Below are 16,114 nucleotides of genomic sequence, written 5' to 3'. Positions count from 1 at the left end.
TCACGCCCGCGTCCAGGTCGATACCGTGCAACATCATTCAGAAAAAGCGAGTCAGCTCATCGGTGCATTCAGGTTAAGACCGACCCGTCCAGTTGGGACGTTGAACGTGCGGCGCGGCGACGCCGTGACAGAATCCGCGCGGGATATCCGAGCAGTGCACCGCCGAGGTCTACGGCTCGGCCACTGCACGACGCCGAGCTAGAACGCCGAGCCGAGGCGTCGAGGCAGATTCGTGCAATTATCGACCAGCAACGCACCGCCGACGCGTGACCCAATCTGCAAAAACGCACACGTGCAAAATTGCACGAGCCGGGTGGTCATCCCACGGTGTCGACAACGCCGCCGACGCCGTGGGGTACCCCCGAGTTCCGTTCTCACGGCCCTCATTTCGTTTGCACCCCCCTTCCTCGGGCTTTGTCGGCGTGCACAACCTGGGCGAACGGCTGTGAGCGTGGCTCTCAGGGCCGGGAATGGGCACGTGAGAGACGGGACCGGGGTCGGATCGGCAGGGCACCGGCCCACTATCACCCGAACCGCGCGGGAGACCATTTAGTAGGGCACCCTTACTTGGCGGTCTACTCAAGTGATCTGCACAAATGCACACCACTCGCGGGGCAGCAATACAAAGAGCGGTACAGTCGAGGGGTGTCGTTCGGCGACGGCACTGCGCGCCGACGCCTCGTCGATCCGTTCCTCCCGATCCGGATCGACGAGGCTAGGTTCGGCGAGAATGCAAGGGAGGAAGCCAATGCCAGCAGCGAAACCGTATGCACTCAAGCTACTTACGGCACGACACGAGGGAGTCGACAGTGCCGGGCGCACCATGCCCGCGCCACGCGTAGAGCGTCACGCACCGGACAAGCCCGACGACCTCACCGCCGAGGCAAGCCTCGAATGGGACCGGGTCATCGAGAGCATCGGGCACTGGCTCAAGATCGGTGACCGCGCCGCCCTCGTCAACCTCGTCGAGACGTGGTCCGAACTCGTACGAATACGAAAGTTCCTGCGTAAGAATGGGTTCAAGCAACGCGTGACGGTGCGTGACACCGCCGGGGCCACCACGACCAAGTACGTCGAACGCCCCGAGGTCAAGCTCTACAAGTCGTTCCTCGTCGAGCACCGGCTACAGACGTCCATGTTCGGACTGTCGCCCGCGTCCGAGGGTGCCGCCTCACGTGGCAGCGCACCGACCGGCGACGGTGACGACGTGCCGAACCCGTTTGCGGGGCAAGGATGACCGCCGACGCGTTACGCCGCGCCACCGCCACATTCGAGGCCCTGGCCGCCAAGTTCGAGAACCAAGACACCGACCCCAACGCCGACAATCCGCGCGTCTATTGGACGTTGGGCCGCGGTGCCGTCCGTATCGCGTGGGGGTTCGCGGGCGATTTCGAGCGGTGTACCGACCTCGTTGGCAAGCACGTCGAGCGCGCCGAGGGCTTGTGCGCGTCGTATCACAAAGACCTGTTCGGCACGGTGCCCAAAGAGTCGACACAGGCCGCCAAGCCCGAGCTACCCGCCGAGTGGGATTTCGACGCCGAACTGCCCGAGGACGCACTACCGAGCGACGACGAGGACGACGCCAATGAGTGAACGTAGGTACCGCACCGCCGTCGTGAGCGGCATCGAGGTCACCCTCAAGGTGGTCGAGGGCCACGAGCCCGCCTCAACGCCGATACCCATTGTGCGCACCGCTGCCGAGGACACCGCTGCCCGCACGGTTCAGGTCGACGTCGACCCGATGGGGCACGGGGAATCCGTGGTCTGCGCTAGTCCGGCTGCGGCCGACCAATGGGATAGCCGCATGTGGAACAACACTCGCCACGCCTGAGGGATAGCGTTGCAGCACAACGTAACTCAAGGGTAGCGTTGCCCTTGCGTCGACCGAGGCCAACCGGATTGCGGGCCTGCAATACACCGCGATAGAACCGGCTCGCCGAGGTCGACGCCTATGCCAACCGTGCCCTCGGTGGCACCGGCCAACCGTGCACCTCGAAACGGCTCGCCCATACACCCCGAGGCGTAGAACGGCCCGCATGGCTCACTGAATCCGACTGTGCCGCAACGCGGTACGTGAGTCCATAAGGGGACACCGTGAAGATCAAATCGCAGAAGCTCAACGCGCTCGTCAAGGCCGAGGCCGCCGAAGACGGGCGCACCCTTGAGGAATACCGCACCGAACTGATCGCCCTGTGCCAGGACTTTCTTGCGGCAATCAAGGACGAAAACCGCGACCTCACCGACGAAGAGAACGACTCGTTGGAGAAGGCCACCCGTCGCGTCACCGAGGTAGACCGGACGATGCAGGCGGCCAAGCGGTCGGCGGCTACCGCCGCCAAGATGAAAGGCGGCGTCGTAATCGACCAGGACGGTAACGCTGTGAACGGCGGGGGCGGCCTGGGCACCAAGTACATCGGTCTGAGCACGCCGTCGGGCGTCAAGAGCACTGCGGCGGTACTCGCCAAGGGGATGACCAACCCCGACCCGTCGGCCAAGGCCCTCGTGCCCGCGGGCACCGCCACCGGCGACGTGCCGATGATCGGCATTTACGAGCGTCCCGACCTGCCGACCACGATCCTCGACTTGCTGCCGATGAAGCGCGTCGACTCGCACTTCTCGTACATGCGTGAGGTGAGCCGCAACGACAACGCAGGCGTCGTGGCCATCGGTGAGGAAAAGCCGCGGTCGGACTACAGCATCGAGCGCGTCGAGGATCACCTGCGCGTCGTGGCACACCTTGCAGGGCCCATCGACAAGTATGTGCTCGAAGACTCGGCCTCGGTGCAGGCGTTCCTCGAACGACGCATGTTGCACGGTCTGCGCCTGGGCATCGAGGACGCAATCCTCGTCGGTGACGGTGCAGTCGCCGCCGGGCCGCCCCGTGTCGACAACGTGCGCGGCATACTCAATTACTCGTCCATTCAGGGGCGGGCTTTCGCTGTCGACCTGCTCACGACCATCCGAAAGGGCATTACCGACCTCGAACGCCTTGGCCACCAAGCCACCGCGCTCGTGCTTTCACCCGACGATTGGGAGGCACTGGAACTCACCCGCCGCGTCGGTGACGGCGGGTTCGACCTCGGCCCCGCCAACCTGCCCGTCGACCGCGCTAAGCGTCTTGTGTGGGGCGTGCCGACGGTCACGAGCAACGGGTTGCCCACCAAAACCGGCGTGCTACTCGACACTGCGGCGGTCGAGTTCGTCGGTGACGGACGCATTGCCGTCGACTGGAACCCCTACAGCGGGTTCTCGCGCAACGAGGTCGAGGTGCGCGTCGAGACGCGTATCGGCGTCAACTTGGTGAGCCCCCTCGGGGTAGTCGAGTTGGGCACCAGGGCCTAACAGATACCCCGCCGTTCCAATAGCGGCGGCGTTCGCACCGTGCGGTCGGCTCGGGTGAACACAGCAACGCCCCGGCACCTCACAAGGGCCGGGGCGTTGTCGTGTGCGTATCGAGGGCTACTCGACTCGGATGATTGCCTTACGACGCACCGGGGCCTTGGTCCACGCGCCCCGTGGGTTCGGCTCGTCGCCGGTGCGGGTCAAAACGATGGACCCACCGCCCACACTCCGAATGACCATCTCACCGGAGACGGTGTGGGGTGTGCCGTCGACGTCGACCACAGCGGACAACGACGATGCCGCGACGTGCTCGCCACGCTTGAGTTCCCACACGTCGCTCTTGTCGAGCAGGTCAATCTCGTTCCGCACGTCATCGGCGTGCGGCGTGATGATGACAACCTGGTAGCCGTCGAGGGCCTTGAGTGTGTAGCTGCCCTCGGCGTCACCCGTGTGGGTAACTGTGTAGCCGAGCGGGGCGGCGAGGGCGTCGAGTTCGAGAGCGGCAGACTGCAAGGCAAGTCCTCAGGACTAGGTCGAGCACGTGAACCGACCTCGTGGTCGGCCTGAGGACAAAGCGTATGCCGCCGGTCCGACAGTATGGGCACGGTGCCCGCGCTCACCGCTCGGAAGTGTTCGCAAACCGCTCGCGTTAGCCGCCCAAACTGATCGAGAATGCCCCGCCGGACGGCGGGCGTGGGTCGAGTTCGTCGGCGGCCTCGGTCAACGCGGCGGCAAGACGGCGGGCGTCGGCGGGGGATAGATGAGCGCCGATCCCATATGCCTGCGAGGCCGAGGCCGCGAAGAACATATTTCCATTCTCGGTCACGATCTGAATGGGCCTCGGCTTATCGGTGTCAATCTCGACGGTCACGCGGTCGTCGACGTCGGCAGGGGAGCGGTCCGCCGTCCGCGCTACCGCAAATGTCGGGGCCGAAACGGATGTCACGTCTCTGAAGGTCATGCCTGCACTATCGCGCCGACAAAGCGCACCCGTTACGCGCCGCACCACCGACGTGGGGCACACGTGGTGCAGACACAAGAAAGGCCCCCTCGAAAGGGGGCCTGACCTGGTATTTCTGTGGTGCGCGATACTGGGATTGAACCAGTGACCTCTTCCGTGTCAGGGAAGCGCTCTCCCGCTGAGCTAATCGCGCGTGTCCTCGCACCGGTCTTGCAACCGATGCACTAGCGAGGTGGAGACGGGAATCGAACCCGTGTGCACGGCTTTGCAGGCCGTTGCCTCACCACTCGGCCACTCCACCATGGGTCGAGACCCTCGAGCGGATGACGGGATTCGAACCCGCGACCCTCACCTTGGCAAGGTGATGCGCTACCACTGCGCCACATCCGCATACCCCGGAGGCGTTCACTGCTGGGCAGTTGCTGTCTCCGTGGTGCGGGGAAAACATTAACCCAACGGGAGTGAAACTCACAAATCTCGTGGTCAGCTGCGGAATTCGAACGTGCAGCGCATGTGAAAGATGTGAAAGCAGAGGCGAGACGAGCCCTGTGGTGGCAGTCCGTCGACGTAGTCGGTGATCGGGCAGGCGATTCGGTTCGCCGCGGCACCTCGTGTTAATGTTTTGCCTCGTTCGGTCCCGTGGCTCAGTGGGAGAGCGTCCGCTTCACACGCGGAAGGTCGCTGGTTCGATCCCAGCCGGGACCACAGAAAAGAAGGCCCACACCGCCCGCCGGTGTGGGCCTTCTTGCGTTCGAGGCCGGTAGCCTGAGCCGGTGAGCACCGAAGAGACGAAGCCCCAGGCCGCCGCCGACCAGGGTCCGATGGACACAGCCAAGGTGAAGCACCGGCGCTTTCGGGCGCGCATCGCCGAGAACAAGTCCCTCGATCTCACGTACCGAATAACGGTCGGTGTCGTCGGAACAGTCGTGTTGGTGCTGGGTGTACTCGCCATTCCGTACCCGGGGCCCGGCTGGTTGATCGTGTTCGCCGGCCTGGGAATCCTGGCGTCGGAATTCGCGTGGGCAAAGAGTGCGCTGCGGTTCGTCCGTAAGAGATACGACGCATTCATGGCGTGGTTCTCGAAGCAGTCGATGTTCGTCAAGGGTCTCGGCGTTCTGTTCACCACGGTCGTCGTGCTCGCAACGCTGTGGCTACTGGGCACGTTCGCGTTGGTCGGGGGCTGGATCGGGCTCGACTGGACGTGGCTCGAAAGCCCGATCTGACGTCACGCGTCGCGCTGAGGCCAATCGAGTGGACCGTTGCCGATAGGCTGTCGGAGGCCTTCCTGGCCAGAAGAATCGATCGAGGAGTACATCGCTGTGAGCATGCCCGTTGTCGCCGCCGTTTCGCCCGCCCGCATCATGGTGCCGGCAGGAACGACGGCAGGTACGGCGCTCCGCGACACCGGCCTGCCGAACAAGGGACCCGACGCCATCGTCGTGGTGCGCGATCCCGACGGCAAGCTCCGTGACCTGTCGTGGGCACCGGAGGGCGACACCGAGGTCGAGCCCGTTCCGGCGAACACCGAGGACGGACGAAGCGTCATCAGGCACTCGGCTGCACACGTGCTGGCGCAGGCCGTTCAGGAGCTCTTTCCCGACGCCAAGCTGGGCATCGGACCGTTCATCAAGGACGGCTTCTACTACGACTTCGATGTGAAGCAGCCGTTCACTCCCGAGGATCTGACCGCACTCGAGAAGAAGATGAAGCAGATCGTCAAGGCCGGCCAGCGCTTCTCGCGTCGGGTGTACGAGTCGGTGGATCAGGCCCGCGAGGAGTTGGCGAACGAGCCGTACAAGCTCGAGCTGATCGACGACAAGTCCGGCATCGACGATCCCGAGGTCATGGAGGTCGGTGGGGGAGAGCTGACCGCCTACGACAACCTCAATCCCCGGACCGGCGAGCGCATCTGGGGCGATCTGTGCCGCGGACCGCACATCCCCACCACCAAGTACGTGCCCGCGTTCAAGCTCACCCGCAGTTCGGCTGCATACTGGCGCGGCAATCAGGACAACGCCGGCCTGCAGCGCATCTACGGAACGGCATGGGAGTCCGCCGAAGCACTCGATGCGCATCTCGAACTGCTGGCCGAGGCGGAGCGTCGCGATCACCGCAAGCTCGGATCCGAGCTGGACCTGTTCAGCTTTCCCGACGAATTGGGCTCCGGTCTTCCGGTGTTCCATCCGAAGGGTGGTGTGATCCGCAACGAGCTGGAGAACTACTCGCGCCAGCGGCACATCGAAGAGGGCTACGAGTTCGTCAACACCCCGCACATCACCAAGGGCCATCTCTACGAGGTCTCGGGTCACCTCGATTGGTACCGGGACGGCATGTTCCCGGCGATGCACCTGGACGCCGAACTCGACGAGAACGGCGACGTGCGCAAGCCCGGCCAGGACTACTACCTCAAGCCGATGAACTGCCCGATGCACAACCTGATCTTCCGTTCCCGCGGTCGCTCGTACCGCGAACTTCCGCTGCGCCTGTTCGAGTTCGGCTCGGTCTACCGGTACGAGAAGTCCGGCGTCATCCACGGTCTGACCCGCGTGCGCGGCATGACCCAGGACGACGCGCACATCTTCTGCACCCGCGAGCAGATGCGCGGCGAGCTCACCAGCACCCTCGAATTCGTTCTCGGGCTGCTCAAGGACTACGGCCTCGACGATTTCTATCTCGAACTCTCCACTCGGAACCCGGAGAAGTCGGTCGGCAGCGACGAGGTCTGGGAAGAAGCGACCAACACCCTCGCCGAGGTGGCGGCGGCGTCGGGCCTCAACCTGGTGCCCGATCCGGGTGGTGCCGCGTTCTACGGACCGAAGATCTCGGTGCAGGCCAAGGATGCGCTGGGGCGCACCTGGCAGATGTCGACCATTCAGCTCGACTTCAACCTGCCCGAACGCTTCGAGCTCGAATACACCGGCTCGGGCGGAACCAAGGAACGCCCGGTGATGATTCACCGTGCGCTGTTCGGTTCCATCGAGCGCTTCTTCGGAGTGCTCACCGAGCATTACGCGGGCGCATTCCCGGCGTGGCTCGCACCGGTCCAGGTCGTCGGCATCCCGGTTGCCGAGGTGTACCAGGACCACTTGTTCGCGGTGGTGAACGAGCTGAAGAAGCGTGGCGTGCGCGCCGAGGTCGATGCCAGTGACGATCGGATGCAGAAGAAGATCTTCAACCAGACGGCGCAGAAGATCCCCTTCATGCTTCTCGCCGGCGAACGCGACGTCGAAGCCGGTGCGGTGAGCTTCCGATTCCGGGACGGCACGCAGGTCAACGGCGTCCCCGTGGCACAGGCCATCACTGTCATCACCGACTGGATCTCCCAGCGCAACAACGCATCACCGACCGCCGAGCTCGTGCAGACCGAACCCGCAGGAGTGAGCTGATCATGTCGGAACAGGACGAGTCGATCGTCGTCACCGGGGCCGGTGAGCCCGATCGGCTGCAGCGACTGTGGACGCCGCACCGGATGTCCTACATCGCCGAGGCTCCCCAGGGCTCGGCGAAGTCGAACGAGCCGTTCTCCGACATTCCCAAGATGAGCGACGAGGACGGTCTCGTCGTCGCACGAGGCGAATCGGTGTACGCGGTGCTCAACCTGTACCCCTACAACCCCGGCCACGCGATGATCGTGCCGTACCGCCGTGTCGCGGCGCTGGAAGACCTCACGCCCGCAGAAAGCGCCGAGTTGATGGCGTTCACGCAGCAGATGATTCGCGTCATCAAGCGAGTGTCACGTCCACACGGGTTCAACGTCGGACTCAACCTCGGCGCTGCCGCTGGCGGGTCGCTGGCCGAGCACCTGCATCAGCACATCGTGCCCCGGTGGGGCGGCGACGCGAACTTCATCACCGTGATCAGCGGCGCAAAAGTCATGCCGCAGTTGCTCCGCGACACTCGGGCCCTGCTCGCGTCGGCCTGGAACGAATGAACCACAGGCGAGAGGAGCACGCGCCGTGCTGAGCATTTTCGGCCGTGCGCCGGTGTCGAAGGTGACCGCCCCGCTCGGGCGCGCCCTCAACAGCACAGGGCTGACCCCCAACTCCGTGACGATCATCGGCACCGTCGTCACCGTCACGGCCGCGGTCACGATGTACCCCGCCGGCTACCTGTGGTGGGGTTCGATCGTCATCACCCTGTTCGTGTTGTTCGACATGCTCGACGGTGCCATGGCGCGGGCTCGGGGCGGTGGCACCAAGTACGGTGCCGTCCTCGACGCGACGTGCGATCGGGTGGCCGACGGCGCGATCTTCGGCGGGTTGGCCTGGTGGGCGGTCTATTCCGAGCAGGACAAGCTGCTGCTGGTGGCCACCCTGATCTGTCTGGTCACCTCCCAGGTGATCTCCTACGCCAAGGCGCGCGCCGAGGCCAGCGGACTCTCGGCCGACGGTGGTTGGATCGAGCGCCCCGATCGCCTGGTCATCGTTCTCGTCGGAGCCGGGTTGACCGGCGTCGGAAGGCATTTCGACATTCAGTGGCTGGACAGCGTGATCTACCCGGCCATGTGGATTCTCGCCGCCCTGAGCATCGTGACCGTGTTCCAGCGCGTTCTCGCAGTCCGTGGATCCGAGGGTGCTCGCGACATCATCGTCCCTCCGGTGGCACCGGCATCCGACGACGGCGACGTGGCCGCGTCGTGACTCTCTCCGACAGGGCGAGCGACGCGGGCTATGCGGCCGGTTGGCGCCTGGTCCGGTCTCTGCCCGAGCCGGTGGCACGACGCCTGTTCGATCGCGGGGCCGACTTCGCGGCGACGCGGGGCGGTGGACCGGATCAGCTGCGTCGCAATCTCGCTCGCGTCCTGGGGACCACTCCCGCCGAGGTGCCCGACGAGCTGATTCGCGACAGCGTTCGCTCCTACGCCCGGTACTGGCGCGAGGCATTTCGGTTGCCGTCGATGGATCTGGCTGCGCAGGCCGCCGTCATCGATCGGTGTGTGAACGGCAAGGAGCATCTCGAGGGTGCACTCGCGGCCGGTAAGGGAGTGGTGCTGGCGCTGCCGCACAGCGGCAATTGGGACATGGCCGGAATGTGGCTGGTGCGCACGCACGGTGGGCTCTCGACCGTTGCCGAACGGCTGAAGCCGGAATCTCTGTACCAGCGATTCGTCGCCTATCGGGAGAGCCTGGGCTTCGAGATATTTCCGCTCAGCGGCGGTGAGCAACCGCCCCTGCTCGCGCTGTCCGAAAGGCTGCGCCACAACAAGGTCGTCTGCCTGCTCGGCGAACGAGACCTCGCCAAGCACGGGGTGCCGGTCACCTTCTTCGGTGAACCGACCCGGATGCCCGCGGGCGCAGCGAAACTCGCGATCGACACCGGGGCGACGCTGCTGCCGGTGCACGGCTATTTCGACGGCGACGGCTGGGGATTCGACATCTCGCCCGCAGTGGATGTCTCGGCCGGGGTCGGGCCTGCAACCCAGACGTTGGCCGATCATTTCGCTGCCGGAATCCGAGCCCATCCGGCGGACTGGCACATGCTGCAGCCGCTGTGGATGAGCGACTGGTCGGCCGAGCGACGCGCCCGAATCGAGGGCGCGTGAAGATCGGCATGGTGTGCCCGTATTCGTTCGACGTTCCGGGCGGGGTGCAGGCTCACGTTCAGCAGCTGGCCGAGGTGTTCATCGAACGTGGCCACCGCGTCAGCGTCCTCGCACCGGCATCGGAGGACGTCGAGCTGCCGGACTTCGTCGTTTCGGCAGGCGAAGCAACGGCCATTCCCTACAACGGGTCGGTCGCACGCCTCAAATTCGGACCGATCACCTACTCCAGAGTCCGTAAGTGGATCTCGGACAACGATTTCGATGTGCTCCACATCCACGAACCCAACGCCCCCAGTCTGTCGATGCTTGCTCTGAAGGCCGCGGACGGCCCGATCGTGGCGACCTTCCACACCTCCACCACCAGGTCCCTCTTTCTCAGCACGTTCCAGGGAGTCCTACGCCCGTATCACGAGAAGATCAGCGGTCGAATCGCCGTGTCCGAGCTGGCCCGTCGCTGGCAGGTCGAGGCTCTCGGATCCGACGCCGTCGAGATCCCCAACGGAGTCGACGTGCCCGCATTCGCCGATGCGCCTGTGCTGGAAGGCTATCCGCGCGCCGGTCGCACGGTGCTCTTCCTCGGCCGTTTCGACGAACCGCGCAAGGGAATGGCGGTCCTGCTCGGCGCTCTTCCCGCCCTCGTCGAATCCCATCCCGACATCGAGATCCTCATCGTCGGCCGCGGCGACGAGGACAAGCTCCGCAAGGACGCCGGCGCACTCGCTTCGCACCTGAAATTTCTGGGCCAGGTGGACGACGCGACCAAGGCATCCGCGATGCGCAGCGCCGATGTCTACTGCGCACCCAACCTCGGCGGCGAGAGCTTCGGCATAGTCCTCGTCGAGGCCATGGCCGCCGGAACACCCGTGGTGGCAAGCGAACTCGACGCATTCCGGCGAGTTCTGCGAGACGGCACCTGCGGGTTGCTGGTCCCGATCGACGATTCCGATGCCGTCGCCGCCGCAGTGACCTCGATCCTGTCCGACGACGCTGTTCGTGCGCGCCTGGTCGACGCCGCCTCGGTGGCAGTGGCCACCTACGACTGGCCCGTCGTCGCCGAGCAAATTCTGCGTGTCTACGAAACCGTCACCCTCGGGGGCCAGAAAGTGCGGGCGGCGAACTGATGACCCTCTCGGCGCTCACGATCCTGGTACTCGGGCTGGTCGCGGTACTGATCCTCGTCGTCGGCCTGTGGGCCTACGGAACGGCGAACCGACTCGACCGCCTACACGTGCGCACCGACCTCGCCTGGCAGGCGCTCGACGCAGCACTCGCCCGCCGTGCCGTCGTCGCGCGCGCGGTGTCCGCTGCCACCCGAGACTCGGCCCCGTCGAGCAGAGAACTTGCCGCACTGGCCGATCGGGCCGAACGCGTCGACCGATCTCAGCGCGAAGAGGCCGAGAACGCAGTGTCCAAGGCTCTGGCCGTCGTCGAACCGAACGCCCTACCCCCGCAACTGGTCGCCGAACTGGCGGACGCCGAGGCCCGCGTGTTGATTGCACGACGGTTTCACAACGATGCCGTTCGCGACACCCTGGCACTGCGCGTCAGACGTCCCGTCCGCTGGTTGCACCTCGGCGGAACCGCGGCCCTGCCGTCGTACTTCGAGATTGCCGAGCGGTCTGCTGCCGCGGCGTTCGGCAGCGAGAACCGCGCCACCCCGAGAACGTCCGCGCGGGTGGTGCTGCTCGACGAGCGTGGCCGCGTACTGCTGCTGCGCGGACACGATCCGACGGTTCCCGACACCTTCTTCTGGTTCACCATCGGTGGGGCAGTGGAGAAGGGCGAATCGCTCCGCGAGGCAGCGGTGCGCGAGGTACACGAGGAGACCGGCCTGACGATTACCCCGGCCGATCTGCGCGGTCCACTGTGGCGTCGGGTTGCGACGTTCCCGTTCAACGGAACCCTGATCCGCTCCGAGGAACTGTTCTTCGCGATCCGAACGCAAGAGTTCGAGCCACACAGCGCTGGTTTCACCGACTTCGAGCGCCGCACCGTGACCGGCCACCAGTGGTGCACCGAGGCCGACATCCGTGCGCTGAGCGCCGTCGGCGAGAACGTCTATCCCCAGGACCTGGCGGAATTGCTCGACGAGGTCAACGTGGCTCTCGCTCGACGCGGCGACCCGGACGTGCGCGCTATCCGCTAGCAATCTGGACCCTTTTCGAGCAGTCCAGCAATCGTCAAGTGGTTATGGGAAACCCTCGCGTCGAGGCCTACAGTTCTGGACGCGACATCGCGCTGCGCGCGATCGCACCTATCAGCCCGGAGCGCCGCAACAGCGTCGAAGAACACAGGAGTTTCCCTTGACTACCCCACACGCCTCGAACACGCCCGCCGCATCGGGCGACGGTGGATCCGGCGAGAACGGAGTCGGCACCGCGCGCGTCAAGCGGGGCATGGCCGAGATGCTCAAGGGCGGCGTCATCATGGACGTGGTCACCGCCGATCAGGCCAAGATCGCCGAAGACGCCGGAGCTGTGGCCGTCATGGCACTCGAGCGCGTCCCCGCCGACATTCGCGCCCAGGGTGGGGTGTCGCGAATGAGCGATCCCGACATGATCGACAGCATCATCTCCTCGGTCAGCATCCCGGTGATGGCGAAGGCCCGCATCGGCCACTTCGTCGAAGCGCAGATTCTGCAGAGCCTCGGCGTCGACTACATCGACGAGTCCGAGGTACTCACCCCGGCCGATTACGCCAACCACATCGACAAGTGGAACTTCACCGTTCCCTTCGTCTGTGGTGCCACCAACCTGGGTGAGGCAATGCGCCGAATCACCGAGGGCGCGGCCATGATTCGCTCCAAGGGCGAGGCCGGAACCGGCGACGTCTCGAACGCGACGACGCACATGCGCAAGATTCGCGACGAGATCCGTCGCCTCACCTCGCTTCCCGAGGACGAGCTGTACGTGGCGGCGAAAGAACTGCAGGCCCCGTACGACCTCGTCGTCGAGGTCGCCCGGGCAGGCAAGCTGCCCGTCACACTGTTCACCGCCGGTGGCATCGCCACTCCCGCAGACGCAGCGATGATGATGCAGCTCGGTGCCGAGGGCGTGTTCGTCGGATCGGGAATCTTCAAGTCCGGCAACCCCAAGGAGCGCGCCGAGGCGATCGTCAAGGCCACCACTTTCTTCGACGACCCCGACGTGCTCGCCAAGGTTTCGCGCGGTCTCGGCGAGGCGATGGTCGGAATCAACGTCGACGACCTCCCCGTCGGACACCGTCTCGCCGAGCGCGGCTGGTGACGGTCCTCGGTTAGTTGCGTTCGAGTGCCGGGCGGTCCGGATGGTCCCAGCGGACCAGAAAATCCGGCCGCTCGGCCGACAAGCCAAGGCTCTCGTAGTACGTGAGCAGCGGGGCGCAGGTCCACTGCTCGTCGGCGCTGGTTCGGCGGCGCAATGCGCTCGCGGACAGGCGTAGATGCACCGACAGATCGACGTTCAATCCCCGTCCGAGCAGCATGGGGCCCGCGATCAGGACGATCTGATTCGCTGCCGCCGAGGTGCTGCGGGCCCGTGCCGATCGGTCGGTCGCCTCATCCCACAGTCGCGGTAGAAAGTGACCTCCGCCACCAGGTCGCAGCGGGGCGATGACCTCTCGAACGATGGCGTCGTAGTCGAACCACAGTGTGCGATAGCTCAATTCGTCGGTGCGCGAGTACTCGAATCGAATGGACGCAGGTCGGACGTAGTCGTGCAGGTCGACGACGGCAGCCGGACGGCCCCGAGAGTGGGCGTGTTCGGCTGTGCGCGTTGCGAAGTCGACCGGCCGCGCGGCATCCGCGCCGTCGATCACGACGATCGATCGGGCCCCGTCCGGGCACGAATCGACGATCGACTCCACGAGAAGATCGGGAAATATCGGCACCGGTTGACCCACGCCGACCATCTTGCCTGGTCCGTCCATTGTTAGCCTGAGCCGTTGTCACAGAAAGGTGGACACCAGCCATGGCCAGCATCGAGGACATTCTCGAATTGGAACGGATCGAGAACGATATCTATCGGGGACGGACTTTCCCGAGTCGGCTGCCCCGTACGTTCGGCGGTCAGGTGGCGGGTCAGGCGCTCGTCGCGGCGGTGCGCACCGTGGCCCCCGAGTTTCGTGTGCACTCGCTGCACGGCTACTTCCTGCGTCCGGGCAATCCGAACGAACCGGCCGTGTTCATGGTCGATCGGATTCGGGACGGGCGCTCGTTCTGCACGCGCCGAGTGACCGGAATTCAGCACGGCAAGGCGATCTTCACGATGTCTGCCTCGTTCCACGGCGACGACGAGGGCATTTCGCATCAGGACGTCATGCCCGAGGTCGTGGGGCCGGACAGCCTGCCCGATCCCACCACCCTCGCCGAGTACGACCACTCGTACTACAAGGAGTGGTCGGAGTGGGACATCCGTCTCATTCCCGATGACCAGACCGTCAAACACCCGAGTTTCGCTGCGCAGCAACGAGTCTGGTTCCGTTACCGAGACAAGCTGCCCGACGACCAGGTGTTCCACGTCTGTGCGCTCGCATACATGAGCGATATGACATTGATCGGATCGGCCAAGGTGCCGCATCCGGACGCCGTCACGCAGACGGCCTCCCTCGATCACGCGCTGTGGTTCCTGCGGCCGTTCCGGGCCGATGAATGGTTGCTCTACGACCAGACGTCACCGTCAGCCGATTTCGGGCGGGCGCTGGCTCAAGGGCGAATCTTCGACACGTCCGGGCGCATGGTTGCCGCTGTGGTGCAAGAAGGGCTGATGCGCTACGAACGGGATGCCAACGCGCCCCACGTCGATCCCTTCGGCCGCAAGTGAGCGCTCCGACCATCGGAGTTCTGGCCCTGCAGGGCGACGTTCGCGAACATCTGGCTGCCCTGGAGTCGAGCGGCGCGCACGGCGTCACCGTGCGGCGTGCGGCCGAACTCGCGCAGATCGACGGGCTGATCATCCCCGGTGGGGAATCGACGACCATGAGCAACCTGCTCGGCGTGTTCGACCTGCTCGAACCGTTGCGTGCCCGGTTGGCCGAGGGCCTGCCCGCCTACGGATCGTGCGCGGGCATGATTCTGCTGGCGTCCGAGATTCTCGACACCAGGCCCGACGCCCGACATCTCGATTCCCTCGACATCACCGTGCGGCGCAACGCTTTCGGTCGTCAGGTCGATTCCTTCGAGACCGATCTCGACGTCACCGGCATCGACGGTGGGCCCGTCCGAGCGGTGTTCATCCGCGCGCCCTGGGTCGAGCGGGTGGGCGAGAGCGTCGAGGTGCTCGCCACCGTTCCGCACGGACCGGCCGCCGGACGGGTGGTGGCCGTTCGCCAGAACTCCGTGCTCGCGACGAGCTTTCATCCCGAGGTCACCGGCGACGATCGAGTGCACGCACTGTTCGTCGACATGGTGCGAGGCCGCTAGAACCTTCGATGGTCGGTCGGTGCCGAGCGCGGTACCGGGCGAGTAAAGTCGACAACACTGATTTCGAGCAGGAAGGGGCCCTATCGCATGAGCGGCCACTCAAAATGGGCCACCACCAAGCACAAGAAGGCGGTGATCGACGCCCGACGCGGCAAGTCTTTCGCCAAGCTCATCAAGAACATCGAGGTGGCCGCCCGCACGGGTGGCGGTGATCCCGTAGGCAACCCGACGCTCTTCGACGCCATTCAGAAGGCGAAGAAGACCTCGGTGCCCATCGACAACATCGAGCGGGCGCGCAAGCGAGGTGCAGGCGAGGAGACCGGTGGTGCCGACTGGCAGACCATCATGTACGAGGGCTACGGGCCCAACGGCGTGGCCATCCTGATCGAGTGCCTCACCGACAACCGCAACCGCGCCGCAGGCGAGGTACGGGTGGCAATGACCCGCAACGGTGGAAACATGGCCGATCCGGGCTCGGTGTCGTACCTGTTCTCACGCAAGGGTGTGGTGACCCTCGAGAAGAACGGTCAGAGCGAGGACGACGTTCTGATGGCCGTCCTCGAAGCCGGTGCCGAGGAAGTCAACGACAACGGTGACACTCTCGAGATCGTCAGCGAGCCGACCGACCTGATCGCCGTCCGCACCGCCTTGCAGGAGGCCGGAATCGACTACGACTCGGCCGAGGCGAGCTTCCAGGCCTCGGTCAACGTCCCGGTCGACGCGGACGGTGCACGCAAGGTGTTCAAGCTCATCGATGCACTCGAGGACAGCGACGACGTCCAGAACGTGTGGTCCAACGTCGACCTCTCCGACGAGGTCATGGCGGAGCTCGACGACGAGGACTGACGCCCCTCGCATCCGACGCAGTGAT

General features: G+C 65.2%; 18 protein-coding genes and 4 tRNA genes. 16 read left to right on the top strand and 6 right to left on the bottom strand.

Annotated features, from left to right (window positions below; all coding sequences use genetic code 11):
• Positions 1-748 precede the first annotated feature (748 nt).
• From R4P57_RS16890 to R4P57_RS16875, 4 genes are all read left to right on the top strand, one after another.
• On the top strand, positions 749-1,237 hold the full coding sequence (locus R4P57_RS16890) for a P27 family phage terminase small subunit (protein ID WP_317803939.1): 489 nt from the start codon (positions 749-751) through the stop codon (positions 1,235-1,237).
• A complete protein-coding gene (locus tag R4P57_RS16885) occupies positions 1,234-1,593 on the top strand; it encodes a hypothetical protein (RefSeq protein WP_317803938.1) in 360 nt (119 codons plus the stop codon). Before R4P57_RS16890 ends, R4P57_RS16885 begins: the two co-directional genes overlap by 4 nt.
• Entirely contained in the window at positions 1,586-1,831 is a 246-nt protein-coding gene (locus tag R4P57_RS16880) for a hypothetical protein (protein WP_317803937.1), read from the top strand. Before R4P57_RS16885 ends, R4P57_RS16880 begins: the two co-directional genes overlap by 8 nt.
• Positions 1,832-2,094: 263 nt before the next feature.
• Entirely contained in the window at positions 2,095-3,342 is a 1,248-nt protein-coding gene (locus R4P57_RS16875) for a phage major capsid protein (protein WP_317803936.1), read from the top strand.
• A 117-nt stretch (positions 3,343-3,459) separates the two neighbouring features.
• Here the strand turns inward: R4P57_RS16875 and R4P57_RS16870 are convergent, their stop codons facing one another.
• From R4P57_RS16870 to R4P57_RS16850, 5 genes are all read right to left on the bottom strand, one after another.
• On the bottom strand, positions 3,460-3,855 hold the full coding sequence (locus R4P57_RS16870; protein ID WP_317803935.1) for a hypothetical protein: 396 nt from the start codon (positions 3,853-3,855) through the stop codon (positions 3,460-3,462).
• 136 nt (positions 3,856-3,991) lie between these two features.
• The gene (locus R4P57_RS16865; RefSeq protein ID WP_317803934.1) at positions 3,992-4,303 is read right to left on the bottom strand and encodes a hypothetical protein; all 312 of its coding nucleotides are present in this window, start codon (positions 4,301-4,303) and stop codon (positions 3,992-3,994) included.
• Positions 4,304-4,421: 118 nt separating this feature from the next.
• Positions 4,422-4,496 (bottom strand) — tRNA-Val (locus R4P57_RS16860).
• A gap of 37 nt (positions 4,497-4,533) precedes the next feature.
• Positions 4,534-4,604: transfer RNA gene (locus tag R4P57_RS16855), tRNA-Cys, on the bottom strand.
• 17 nt (positions 4,605-4,621) lie between these two features.
• Positions 4,622-4,693: transfer RNA gene (locus R4P57_RS16850), tRNA-Gly, on the bottom strand.
• 243 nt (positions 4,694-4,936) lie between these two features.
• Here R4P57_RS16850 and R4P57_RS16845 point away from each other — a divergent pair.
• The 9 genes from R4P57_RS16845 to pdxS all read left to right on the top strand — a co-directional run bounded on the left by R4P57_RS16845 (position 4,937) and on the right by pdxS (position 13,090).
• Positions 4,937-5,008, top strand: a tRNA-Val gene (locus R4P57_RS16845).
• Positions 5,009-5,124: 116 nt separating this feature from the next.
• Positions 5,125-5,526 carry a TIGR02611 family protein gene (locus R4P57_RS16840; protein ID WP_317803967.1) on the top strand — a complete coding sequence of 134 codons (402 nt, stop codon included), beginning with the start codon at positions 5,125-5,127 and terminating at the stop codon, positions 5,524-5,526.
• 102 nt (positions 5,527-5,628) lie between these two features.
• Positions 5,629-7,689, top strand: a complete 2,061-nt coding sequence (gene thrS, locus R4P57_RS16835) for a threonine--tRNA ligase (RefSeq protein WP_317803966.1) — start codon at positions 5,629-5,631, stop codon at positions 7,687-7,689.
• Between the two features lie 2 nt (positions 7,690-7,691).
• On the top strand, positions 7,692-8,234 hold the full coding sequence (locus R4P57_RS16830; protein ID WP_032397953.1) for an HIT family protein: 543 nt from the start codon (positions 7,692-7,694) through the stop codon (positions 8,232-8,234).
• 25 nt (positions 8,235-8,259) lie between these two features.
• Positions 8,260-8,943 carry a phosphatidylinositol phosphate synthase gene (gene pgsA, locus R4P57_RS16825; protein WP_317803933.1) on the top strand — a complete coding sequence of 228 codons (684 nt, stop codon included), beginning with the start codon at positions 8,260-8,262 and terminating at the stop codon, positions 8,941-8,943.
• Entirely contained in the window at positions 8,940-9,845 is a 906-nt protein-coding gene (locus tag R4P57_RS16820; RefSeq protein WP_317803932.1) for a phosphatidylinositol mannoside acyltransferase, read from the top strand. Before pgsA ends, R4P57_RS16820 begins: the two co-directional genes overlap by 4 nt.
• A complete protein-coding gene (locus R4P57_RS16815; RefSeq protein ID WP_317803931.1) occupies positions 9,842-10,966 on the top strand; it encodes a glycosyltransferase family 4 protein in 1,125 nt (374 codons plus the stop codon). The genes R4P57_RS16820 and R4P57_RS16815 overlap by 4 nt, the downstream gene beginning before the upstream one ends.
• The gene (locus R4P57_RS16810; protein ID WP_317803930.1) at positions 10,966-11,991 is read left to right on the top strand and encodes an NUDIX hydrolase; all 1,026 of its coding nucleotides are present in this window, start codon (positions 10,966-10,968) and stop codon (positions 11,989-11,991) included. The genes R4P57_RS16815 and R4P57_RS16810 overlap by 1 nt, the downstream gene beginning before the upstream one ends.
• A 157-nt stretch (positions 11,992-12,148) precedes the next feature.
• The gene (gene pdxS, locus R4P57_RS16805; protein ID WP_317803929.1) at positions 12,149-13,090 is read left to right on the top strand and encodes a pyridoxal 5'-phosphate synthase lyase subunit PdxS; all 942 of its coding nucleotides are present in this window, start codon (positions 12,149-12,151) and stop codon (positions 13,088-13,090) included.
• Between the two features lie 10 nt (positions 13,091-13,100).
• Here pdxS and R4P57_RS16800 read toward each other — a convergent pair whose 3' ends face one another.
• A complete protein-coding gene (locus R4P57_RS16800; RefSeq protein ID WP_317803928.1) occupies positions 13,101-13,751 on the bottom strand; it encodes a hypothetical protein in 651 nt (216 codons plus the stop codon).
• Between the two features lie 41 nt (positions 13,752-13,792).
• On the opposite strand from R4P57_RS16800, the gene R4P57_RS16795 reads away from it, so the two are divergent.
• The 3 genes from R4P57_RS16795 (at position 13,793) to R4P57_RS16785 (ending at position 16,089) form a co-directional block, all read left to right on the top strand.
• Complete coding sequence (locus tag R4P57_RS16795; protein ID WP_317803927.1) at positions 13,793-14,644, top strand: acyl-CoA thioesterase II; 852 nt, start codon at positions 13,793-13,795, stop codon at positions 14,642-14,644.
• Positions 14,641-15,243, top strand: a complete 603-nt coding sequence (pdxT, locus tag R4P57_RS16790; protein WP_317803926.1) for a pyridoxal 5'-phosphate synthase glutaminase subunit PdxT — start codon at positions 14,641-14,643, stop codon at positions 15,241-15,243. Before R4P57_RS16795 ends, pdxT begins: the two co-directional genes overlap by 4 nt.
• Before the next feature lie 87 nt (positions 15,244-15,330).
• Positions 15,331-16,089, top strand: coding sequence for a YebC/PmpR family DNA-binding transcriptional regulator (locus tag R4P57_RS16785; RefSeq protein WP_317803925.1), 759 nt, complete (start codon positions 15,331-15,333; stop codon positions 16,087-16,089).
• The last annotated feature ends 25 nt before the right edge of the window (positions 16,090-16,114 follow it).

The sequence above is a fragment of the Rhodococcus sp. IEGM 1330 genome (assembly GCF_033142445.1).
Lineage (GTDB): Bacteria > Actinomycetota > Actinomycetes > Mycobacteriales > Mycobacteriaceae > Rhodococcoides.
The sequence above is the reverse complement of the archived record's forward strand: the minus strand, read 5'-3'. Positions and strand labels throughout refer to the sequence as shown.